General features: G+C 58.1%; 8 protein-coding genes. 3 read left to right on the plus strand and 5 right to left on the minus strand.

The features are described from left to right. Together T18_RS04300 and rpoZ are read right to left on the minus strand one after the other, a co-directional pair. Positions 1 to 1,810: bifunctional (p)ppGpp synthetase/guanosine-3',5'-bis(diphosphate) 3'-pyrophosphohydrolase (locus T18_RS04300; protein WP_323455187.1), on the minus strand; the 1,810-nt coding region annotated here is incomplete at its 3' end. Positions 1,811 to 1,942: 132 nt separating this feature from the next. Further along, positions 1,943 to 2,335, minus strand: coding sequence for a DNA-directed RNA polymerase subunit omega (gene rpoZ / locus T18_RS04305; protein ID WP_003512234.1), 393 nt, complete (start codon positions 2,333 to 2,335; stop codon positions 1,943 to 1,945). Between the two features lie 391 nt (positions 2,336 to 2,726). Between rpoZ and T18_RS04310 the strand changes: the two genes are divergently transcribed. Next, the gene (locus T18_RS04310) at positions 2,727 to 3,296 is read left to right on the plus strand and encodes an NYN domain-containing protein (protein ID WP_013635795.1); all 570 of its coding nucleotides are present in this window, start codon (positions 2,727 to 2,729) and stop codon (positions 3,294 to 3,296) included. Positions 3,297 to 3,520: 224 nt separating this feature from the next. Next, complete coding sequence (locus T18_RS04315) at positions 3,521 to 5,020, plus strand: methyl-accepting chemotaxis protein (protein WP_038490453.1); 1,500 nt, start codon at positions 3,521 to 3,523, stop codon at positions 5,018 to 5,020. 160 nt (positions 5,021 to 5,180) lie between these two features. Here the strand turns inward: T18_RS04315 and smpB are convergent, their stop codons facing one another. Continuing rightward, positions 5,181 to 5,663, minus strand: a complete 483-nt coding sequence (gene smpB, locus T18_RS04320; RefSeq protein WP_038490450.1) for an SsrA-binding protein SmpB — start codon at positions 5,661 to 5,663, stop codon at positions 5,181 to 5,183. A 163-nt stretch (positions 5,664 to 5,826) separates the two neighbouring features. Beyond that, positions 5,827 to 6,711: a 4-hydroxy-tetrahydrodipicolinate synthase gene (gene dapA, locus T18_RS04325; RefSeq protein ID WP_038490447.1), complete on the minus strand. Its 885-nt coding sequence runs from the start codon at positions 6,709 to 6,711 to the stop codon at positions 5,827 to 5,829. A gap of 387 nt (positions 6,712 to 7,098) precedes the next feature. Between dapA and T18_RS04330 the strand changes: the two genes are divergently transcribed. After that, positions 7,099 to 9,171, plus strand: a complete 2,073-nt coding sequence (locus T18_RS04330) for a lytic transglycosylase domain-containing protein (RefSeq protein ID WP_038490445.1) — start codon at positions 7,099 to 7,101, stop codon at positions 9,169 to 9,171. A 164-nt stretch (positions 9,172 to 9,335) separates the two neighbouring features. On the opposite strand, the gene T18_RS04335 is transcribed toward T18_RS04330, so the two are convergent. Further along, positions 9,336 to 10,125, minus strand: a 790-nt coding sequence (locus T18_RS04335) for a porin (protein WP_075807492.1), incomplete at its 5' end; no start/stop codon positions are given.

Genomic DNA, 10,125 nt, shown 5'->3' on the forward strand with positions numbered 1-10,125 from the left:
AAAGGCCACGGATGGGCAGCGGGTCCGGTCCATCGAGCATTTCGGCTGCGCCATCGTCTTCCAGAACGGAGCGCGACTTTCCGGGGATCTTGAAGACCATACCGGAAGCGCTGCGCATGTTGAACCAGCCGTCGTCGCCGGTCATCTTCACAGTCACGCGCTCGTCCTGATAATCCGGATAGACTGCACGCAGCACGTCGAGCGAGGAGACCTCGCCGCGCCCGACGGCGGCGATAGCGTCTTCCACATCCTTCTGCGCCAGACGATGCAGCACGGGTTTTAGCGCGTCACGCGAGAAGGCCTTGCCGGCACGTTCGAAAGTGCGCTCCAGAATACGGTAACCGAGACCCGAATATTGCTTGCGAATGGCCATGCGCGTGGCGCGGCGGATGGCCGAGCGGGCCTTGCCCGTCACCACCACCTCTTCCCATGCAGCGGGCGGAACCTGCACGCCGGAGCGGATGATCTCCACCTCGTCGCCGTTGTTGAGCCGGGTCACAAGCGGCATGATCCGGCCGTTGATCTTGGCGCCAACTGTGGTGTCGCCGATATTGGTGTGCACCGCATAGGCGAAATCGATGGGCGTCGCGCCACGCGGCAGCGCAATCAGCTTGCCCTTGGGTGTGAAGCAGAACACCTGGTCCTGGAACAGTTCCAGCTTGGTATGTTCGAGGAATTCTTCCGGGCTGTCGCCTTCTGCCAGCGATTCGATGGTGTGGCGCAGCCAGGAATAGGCGTTGCTCTCCGGCGAGAGCAGATCGCCCTCCCCGTTTTCGCCGTCCTTATAGAGCGCATGGGCGGCAATGCCGAATTCGGCGATTTCGTGCATGCGCTTGGTGCGCAGCTGCAACTCAATACGCTGGCGCGAAGGGCCAACGATCGTGGTGTGGATGGAACGATAGTCGTTCTGCTTCGGCGTGGAGATATAGTCCTTGAAGCGGCCGGGTACCACGCGCCAGCGGGTGTGGACAATGCCGAGCGCCCGGTAGCAGGAAGGAATATCGTCCACCAGAATGCGGAAGCCGTAGACGTCGGACAGTTGCTCGAAAGAGAGCGATTTCGACTGCATCTTTCGGAACACCGAATAGGGCTTCTTCTGACGCCCCTTGACGCTGGCGCCGAGAAGGCCATTCGCCACGAGTAGCTCGCGCAGCTCGTCCTCGATCTTCTTGATGAGCCCTTCGTTGCGCGTTTCGAGTTCCTGAAGGCGGTTGGTCACCGTCTCATAGGCTTCCGGATTGAGGTAACGGAAGGACAGGTCCTCCAGCTCGTCGCGCATGTCCTGCATGCCCATGCGGCCCGCGAGCGGCGCATAGATTTCCATGGTTTCTTCGGAAATGCGGCTGCGTTTGTCCGCCGGCATATATTCCATGGTGCGCATGTTGTGCAGGCGGTCGGCCAGCTTCACCAGAAGAACGCGCACGTCGTCGGAAATGGCAAGCAGCAGCTTGCGCAGGTTTTCGGCCTGCTTGGCCTTGCGCGTGACGAGATCGAGTTTCTTGAGCTTGGTCAGCCCCTCCACCAGTCTGCCGATATCCTCGCCGAACAGCTCGTCGATTTCAGCGCGGGTAGCGGTGGTATCCTCGATCGTATCGTGCAGCAGCGCCACAGCGATGGTCGATTCGTCGAGATGCATTTCCGTCAGGATGGCGGCAACTTCCAGCGGATGCGAGATATAGGGGTCGCCATTGGCCCGCTTTTGCTGGCCATGTTTCTGCATTGCATAAACATAGGCCTTGTTCAGCAGGGCCTCATTCGCATCCGGTTTATATTTTTGAACCCGCTCAACGAGTTCGTATTGCCGCATCATGCGATATTCCACAAAAAGAAAGCGCGCCAACCTTGGGGTCGGCGCACAATGCTGCATCAATAGGGATCAGATTATGACGGCAAATATTGACAGACGGTAACCACCGCCCGCCAATGGCGTCATAAAGTCAGATCAATAGTCGTCATTTTTTTCCGGCGGCACAAGGCCTTCGATACCGGCCAGCAGTTCTTCTTCCGACATCTGGTCGAAAGTAACGGTTTCCGGCTGGTCGTCCTCTTCGCCATCGGCAGTAGCGGAGGCTGCCAGCGTAACCGGATCGGGCTCGGGCTCGTCCACTTCCACATGCTTCTGCAGCGAATGGATGAGGTCTTCCTTGAGGTCGTCGGGCGAAAGCATCTCGTCGGCGATTTCGCGCAGAGCGACGACCGGGTTCTTGTCGTTATCGCGGTCAACCGTGATGGACGAGCCCTGGGAAATCTGGCGCGCACGGTGGCTGGCGAGAAGGACCAGCTCGAAACGGTTGTCTACTTTATCAATGCAATCTTCAACTGTGACGCGGGCCATTGCCTGTCCTTTGCGAGTCGTAATGTCGTGGATCAGAGCGCCGTGCTTTCTTGAGGATGCACAAGGGATGCTCTAACCTATTGAATCTGCGCTTCGTGCCTTGCGAAAAACGCTTTGGATTCCTCGCGACGAAGCCTTCCAGCTTCCGATACAGCCATTGGCCGCGGAATTCAAGTTTTTCCTGTCTTTGGCGTCTTTTGGCACCTTATTGCCCTTGTTTGGCGTCTGATGAACAAAATGTCTAGAAGAATTGTCTTGGAATACGGGTGAAGTTACCTTACTTAAAACGCAACGGCGCTACGCAAAATTCGTTGATACGACATGATTTTTCGCATTTGCGACCGGAAATAAAAGCCAGATAATGGCCTTTCCAAAAAAGGAATGGGATGGAATGTTCGATCCACGGGAGAAAATTGCGCTCTTTATAGATGGAGCCAATCTTTATGCAGCATCTAAAAGCCTGGGGTTCGATATCGACTATCGCAAGCTTCTTAAGGCGTTTCAGAAGCGCGGATACCTGCTGCGCGCCTACTATTACACCGCATTGATCGAGGATCAGGAATATTCCTCGATCCGCCCTCTGATCGACTGGCTGGATTATAACGGCTACAAGGTCGTGACGAAGCCGGCGAAGGAATTCACCGACGCGCTCGGTCGCCGCAAGATCAAAGGCAACATGGATATCGAACTTGCTGTCGATGCCATGGAACAGTCAGAGACTGTCGATCATCTGGTTCTGTTTTCCGGTGACGGCGACTTCACCAAGCTGGTGGACGCGCTTCAGCGCAAGGGCCGCAAGGTTTCCGTGGTGTCCACCATGGCAACGCAGCCCGCAATGATCGCCGACGATCTGCGCAGGCAGGCAGATCACTTCATTGATCTCATGACCTTGAAGGCCGAAATCGGGCGTGACCCGAACGAGCGCCCTGCCCGGCACGTCGAAAGCCCCGAGACGATCTGATACCGGTTTTTAAGCCGCCGACCTAATGAGAACGCGTCCGTCTGCAAGGCGGGCGCGTTTTTGTTTGGCGCCACAACCGTGTATTCCTGGCGGAAAATTCCTCTTAAAATTAACAAACATCAAATTCGGCCAGTCAAAATTATATCTTGGTTAATTTTAGACGTGTCTAAATCACCCAACGGCACCAACGACATGATTTCGGTGTCAAATCAGGATGTTCAGACATGCATGGCCAAGTAAAAACCAATCAACAACTCGACGAAAGACTTAATTTTCTGGGGCTTGGCCAGGAGCAACGGCAAAACCTTTCGGACATGAAGGGCGTCATTACAGGCTCGCTCGACGCCTCTCTCGACCGTTTTTATGCGAAGGCGCGCTCCGTGCCGGAAACGGCGAAATTCTTTGCAAGCGACGCGCATGTCCAGCATGCCAAAGGCATGCAAATGAAACACTGGGCAAGAATTGCCTCCGGCGCCTTCAACTCGGACTATACCGATGCCGTGACGGCCATCGGCCGTACCCATGCAAGGCTGGGGCTGGAGCCGAGATGGTATATTGGCGGTTACGCGCTGATGCTTGATGGCATCGTCAAAGCCATCGTCAATTCAGAACTGAAGGGCCTTTTCCAGGAAAAGAAGGCCAAGAAGCTGAACGACGCTCTGACGGTAACGATCAAGGCCGCCCTTCTCGACATGGACTATTCGATCTCCGTATACCTCGACGTGCTTGCCGCCGAGCGGCTGAAGGTCGAGGAACAACAGGTGCAGATGAAGAAGGAGCAGGAGCACGTTCTCGAACTGCTCAACAACGCCCTGAACAAGCTGGCGAATGGCGACCTCACCTCCAGCATCAATGAAAAGACTGCACCGCAATTTGAGGGTCTGATTGCCAATTTCAACGCTGCGGTCGGCAATCTCGCGGGTGCATTCTCGCAGATCGTCGAGGAAGCCAACAAGATATCAGGCAATACGCGCGAACTGACATCGGCTACCGACGACATGGCCCGCAGAACGGAGCAGCAGGCAGCAGCCCTTGAGGAAACCGCCGCCGCCGTGGAGGAAATCACCACCATTTCCAAACTTTCGGCGCAGCGCTCCGAAGAAGCCAAGGCCATCGTCGAAAGCTCGGCCGCCGAAGCGGCGCGGTCACGGGATGTGGTGACGGAAGCGGTAAAAGCGATGGGCGCCATCGAGGAATCGTCGCAGAAGATCACCCAGATCATTTCCGTCATCGACGAGATTTCGTTCCAGACGAACCTTCTGGCGCTGAATGCCGGTGTGGAAGCCGCGCGTGCCGGTGAAGCTGGCAAAGGTTTTGCCGTCGTCGCCCAGGAAGTGCGCGAGCTGGCACAGCGTTCAGCCAACGCCGCCAAGGAGATCAAGACCCTCATCACCAAATCCTCGGAGGATGTGATGCAGGGCGTATCGCTGGTCAATAAAACCGGGCAATCGCTGAATACGATCGGCAACAAGGTGGATCATATTCAGGAACATATCACCTCGCTGACCAAGGCGGCCCAGGAGCAGTCCGTCGGCATTCAGGAAATCAGCGCCGCCATCAACAGCATGGACAATCTGACCCAGAAGAATGCGGCCATGGTGGAAGAAACCAACGCGGCCACGCACAATCTGAGCGATGTGAGCGCCAATCTGGCGGCACTGGTCAGCCGGTTCAGCGTTTCGGCGTCCACGTCCTATGTGGAGCGGACTTATAGGGCGGCGTGAGAGCTGTCTATTCTAGAGGCGAAAGCATCCCCGCTCTCATTCCTGTGCTTGTCACAGCAATCTAGCCAGCCTAAGTCCTTGGGCTTAAAAGAACTCTCTCGCCGCGCAGACGCGCGGCGGCTTGATTCTTGCGACTAGTGCAGGAATGAGGGAGTGAGCTCTAGGCGTTGTTGCCCTTCAGCAGCCGCGACTTCTGCCGGTTCCAGTCGCGTTCCTTCTCCGTCTCGCGCTTGTCGTGCAGCTTCTTGCCCTTGGCCAGTGCCAGTTCCAGCTTCGCACGGCCCTTTTCGTTGAAATAGACCTTCAGCGGCACCAGCGTCATGCCTTCACGGTTGATGCCGGCGCGCAGACGGTTGATCTCGCGCTTGTTCAGCAGCAACTTGCGACGGCGGCGCGGCTCGTGGTTGAAGCGGTTGGCCTGCAGATATTCCGGCAGGTGGGAATTGATGAGCCAGATTTCATCGCCCTCGTCCGATGCGTAGGATTCGGCGATGTTTGCCTTGCCTTCGCGCAGCGCCTTGACCTCGGTGCCGGTCAGCACCAAACCCGCCTCATAGGTGTCGACGATTTCGTAGTTGAAACGAGCCTTGCGGTTTTCCGCAACGATCTTGTTCACCACGCGCTGGCTGCCTTTGGGGGCCATGATATTTCAATCCCTTGTTTTTCTTATTGCGCCTGCGGCTTGTCCACCACGAGCGGTTTTCAAGTTTCTATTTAGTATCGTCGTTACGAAAAGAAAAGGCGCGCGGAACGGCTTCTGTCGCGAAGCAGTCCCCTTGCGCGCCTTTCGGGTTTCAGGTGCCCCCTCAGTTCATCAGGCCGGCATGCTTCAGTGCCGCGTCGATTGCCGCTTCCGTTGCCGGTTCCAGCGTGCTCATCAACGGCGAACGGACCTTGCGGTTACAGCCACGGGTCTTCGAAAGCGCATATTTTGTGCCGCAGACACCAGGTTCCATGAAGATGGCCCGGTGCAGCGGCATCAGGCGGTCCTGATACTCCAGCGCCTTGGCGTAGTCGCCTGCAAGCATGGCCGCCTGGAATTCAGAACAGAGGCGTGGCGCAACATTGGCGCTGACCGAAATGCAGCCGACGCCGCCATGGGCGTTGAAGCCGAGCGCCGTGCCATCTTCGCCGGACAGCTGGATGAAATCCTTGCCGCAGGAAATCCGCTGTTCGGAGACGCGGTCGAGCTTGCCCGTCGCATCCTTGACGCCGACGATGTTCTTGTGCGCCTTCACAAGCGCACCCATGGTTTCCGGCGACATATCCACCACCGAACGCGGCGGGATGTTATAGATGACGATCGGCAGTTTCACCGCTTCCGCAACTGCGGAAAAATGGGCGAAAAGCCCCTTCTGCGTCGGCTTGTTATAATAGGGGGTGACTACCAGCAGCGCATCCGCGCCGGCATCCTGCGCGTGCAGGGCAAGTTCGATCGCTTCATCGGTATTGTTGGAGCCAGCGCCCGCGATGACCGGAACCCGTTTCGCCGCTACCTCGATGCACAGCTCGACCACACGTTTGTGCTCGTCATGGGACAGGGTTGGAGATTCCCCCGTCGTGCCCACAGGCACAAGTCCGTTGCTGCCTTCGGCAATCTGCCATTCCACATGGGCGGCAAATGCCTGTTCGTCCACGGCACCATTGTCCGTGAACGGGGTAATGAGGGCGGGAATTGATCCCTTGAACATACAAAGCTCCTGGCGCCGAGCCGGTTCATGCTTCGGCCGCATTCGATGGTTAAAACCGGCACACATTAGTGCCAGCCCTTGGCGCCGACAAGCGCAAAGGCAGCCTATTTTGTCCGAAATTGTCGGAAGTGTGACAGTCGCGGAAGCTCACGCGGCAGGCAAAAAACGAGGCGGTGGAATTTTACGCCGCTCGCAGACCGGTGAATAAAAGTTGATTGGAGTGCCGAGCGGAAAGTAAGGTTTCGTTAAGCACAGTCTCCGTAGATTCCAGAGCGGGATCTGAGGCGAAACTCATAGGTGCAACGCACTGGCGCATTTCGCAATCCCGCTGCAATGAAACGACAATACAAGAAGGTCGATTGTTTCCGTCCAGTGATGAAGAGCGGCATGAAAAAGACAGTTTGGGGATTGATGGCGGCAGGTCTTGCCGCGACCGTTTGGAACGCGCTGGCCGGCCCCGTGCCGGAAGCTGCCGTGCCGCTTCCCTATGTGAAGCCGAATGCGCCTGCTGTTCCCGCCTTCATGCCGGCCTCGCCCGAAATTACCGGCGCCATACCACGCCTTAACCGGCCTGACGATGCGAGCCAGCTTAAAGCCGGACTGGATGCGCTTTCCAGCCGCGACACGACACGCGCCATCGCCCTTCGCAACGCCATGCAGACAGGCAGTCTCGACCGGCATATTCTTACCTGGGCGATTGCCATTTCCGGGCAGAAGGACGTGCCTTCCGCCGAAATCACTACAGCCCAGAGCGAGCTAGCGGGGTGGCCAGGCGCTGCGACGCTGCGCGCCAATTCCGAAAAGGCGCTTTACCGCGAAAATCCACCGGCACCCCAGGTGCTTGCCGCTTTTGGCAGCGGCCGGCCGGAAACAGCCGAGGGCACCGTTGTGCTCGCCAAGGCCCTCACCTCTTCCGGCAAGGCTTTGGAAGCACAACGCCTCATTCGCCAGCTCTGGGTGAGCGAAGGCATGGACAAGGACATGGAAGACCGTGTTCTTGCCGAGTTCCCCACTTATCTGACGCCCGCCGACCACAAGGCGCGGATGGATTATCTGATGTATCGCAGCCGAATCGGCCAGGCGAAACGTTTCGGTGATCTCGGCAAGGCGCAGTCGCTCTACAATGCCTGGGCCGCCGTGCTGCAGCGCTCAGGCAACGCCGTGGCGCTGCTGGGCAAGGTTGACGCCAACTTGCGCAGCGACCCTGCTTTTCTCTTCGCGCGCATCGAAAATCTCCGCAACCAGCAGAAATATCCGGAAGCCGCAGCACTTTTAAAGCAGGCGCCGAAGGACACGGCAAAACTCGTCAATCCCGGCGAGTGGTGGAACGAGCGGCGAATCATCGCGCGCGGCGTCGCCGATCTCAGCGATTTTGCCGAAGCCTATCGCATCGTTGCCAATCATTCGGCCACATCAGCCGTCGATGTTGCCGACGCGGAATTCCATGCTGGCTGGTATGCGTTGCGGGCGCTGCGCGATCCCGCCACGGCCTCACGCCACTTCAACACCCTTTTGCAGACCTCGAACCGGCCACTTTCCGCCTCGCGGGCCTATTATTGGCTGGGGCGGGCGGCGGAAGTGGGCGGGCCGGGCAATGCCCGCGATTTCTTCACCAAGGCGGCTGCCCATTCCGGCACCTTTTACGGCCAGCTTGCCGCCGCACGAATCGATGCAAAGACGCTGAACGTCACATACCCTGCTCCGAGCGCTGCCGACCGTGAACGATTTGCCGGCCGCGAAGCCGTGCGGGCCATCGACAGGCTGGAAGCCGCAGGCTACGGCTGGCGGGCCGACAGCCTCTACAGGTCATTGGCAGATCAGCTCGACAGCCCGGGCGAGCTTGCCATTCTGGCAGCAAGGGCGGAGGGCAACGGCAACCATCAGGTATCACTGCAAATCGGCAAGACGGCCTTCAGCCGCGGCATCGATGCGGCCGCCCTTGCCTATCCGCTCGGTGTCATTCCCGCCAGTGCCAATATTGCCGGCTCCGGCAAGGCGCTTGCCTATGCCATCGCCCGGCAGGAAAGCGCCTTCAACCCGGCCGCCGTCTCCGCTGCGAATGCTCGCGGTCTGCTGCAATTGCTGCCGGGAACTGCCAAGGGCGTGGCCGGACGCCACGGCCTGCCCTACACTCAGGCGATGCTGACTAGCGACGCCGGATATAACGCCACGCTCGGCGCACATTATCTCGGCGAACAGATCGACAGTTTCGGCGGCTCCTACATCCTCACCTTCATCGCCTATAATGCCGGCCCGAAACGCGTGCCGGAATGGATCGCCCGCTATGGCGACCCGCGTGGCAAGCCAATCGACGATGTCGTGGACTGGATCGAGCGCATCCCCTTCCCCGAAACCCGCAATTACGTGCAGCGGGTGATGGAGAATTATCAGGTCTACAAGACGAGGCTTGGACAACAGGCCGATATCGTCGATGACCTGCGCCATGGGCGGGCGGGGTAACAATCGAAGTTATCGGTTGATGACTGTGACAATATCGAAGCACCGGCTGGCCCCGGTGCTTTTTTGTTTTCAGGATGCACCGGGCAGTTACGCTTTCACGGCACTCAAACGAAAAAGCCCGGCTCGAGAGCCGGGCTTTCCATCACTGACAATGTCAGATCAGATTAGAACGTGCGCTGAAGGCGAACGAAGCCGGTCCAGCTGTCGCCGGTCGGACCATCGACGTCCTGGTAGTTTGCAGCGATCTTGGCATCGAGACCCTGGGTGATCTTGTAATCAACCGTCAGACCAGCGCGCCATGCATCGTTGTCGCCGGTGAAGTCACCATCAGGAGCGATATCGATCGTGCCGAGGTACTGAGCGCCGGGGGTGATGGTCAGCTTGTCAGTTGCCTTGATTGCGTATTCAGCAGCAACTGCCCACTCGGACTCTTCGTAGTAGTAGTTTGCGCCAGAAGCCCAAACGCCAGAGAGACCAAACGTGCCAGGACCGATGTCAGCCGTCAGGATAGCGCGGATTGCACCATTTTCCTGGTCGGTGTCATAGGAGCCGAGCAGGTTGGCAGAAACTGCGCCGAACTTCGCGCCGATGATGCCGCTGACGCCAACGTTGTTCGGGCCTTCAAAGACGCCACCCTTGGCAACGCCGAGGTTGGAATTGCCATCACGTACCGAGTCGAGTTCTTCAACGCTGATACCAGCATAGAACGAACCAGCATCGTAGGTGTAACGCAGAGCGTTGCCACGGGTGGTGTTCGAAGACAGGATATCGGTTTCGCCGGAGAGATCGTCATCCCACCAGGTGTACATGTAACCGACCTTCAGGCCGCCGAGCTCGATGAAAGCCTGGTCGACGTTTACGCCGCGGCTCGAGTCGTTGTCAGCCTGGCCACGAAGACCGATGTAACCACGCAGAGCGCCGAGTTCGGTGTCGGTGCGGGTGTCGATGTTGAAC

Source organism: Rhizobium sp. TBD182, from assembly GCF_001950375.1.
GTDB classification, from domain to species: domain Bacteria; phylum Pseudomonadota; class Alphaproteobacteria; order Rhizobiales; family Rhizobiaceae; genus Agrobacterium; species Agrobacterium tumefaciens.

Excerpts from the sequence above, each read along its gene's own strand:
- rpoZ (WP_003512234.1), bottom strand. The coding sequence starts at position 2,335 with ATGGCCCGCGTCACAGTTGAAGATTGCATTGATAAAGTAGACAACCGT.
- T18_RS04310 (WP_013635795.1), top strand. The coding sequence starts at position 2,727 with ATGTTCGATCCACGGGAGAAAATTGCGCTCTTTATAGATGGAGCCAAT.
- T18_RS04315 (WP_038490453.1), top strand. The coding sequence starts at position 3,521 with ATGCATGGCCAAGTAAAAACCAATCAACAACTCGACGAAAGACTTAAT.
- smpB (WP_038490450.1), bottom strand. The coding sequence starts at position 5,663 with ATGGCCCCCAAAGGCAGCCAGCGCGTGGTGAACAAGATCGTTGCGGAA.
- dapA (WP_038490447.1), bottom strand. The coding sequence starts at position 6,711 with ATGTTCAAGGGATCAATTCCCGCCCTCATTACCCCGTTCACGGACAAT.
- T18_RS04330 (WP_038490445.1), top strand. The coding sequence starts at position 7,099 with ATGAAAAAGACAGTTTGGGGATTGATGGCGGCAGGTCTTGCCGCGACC.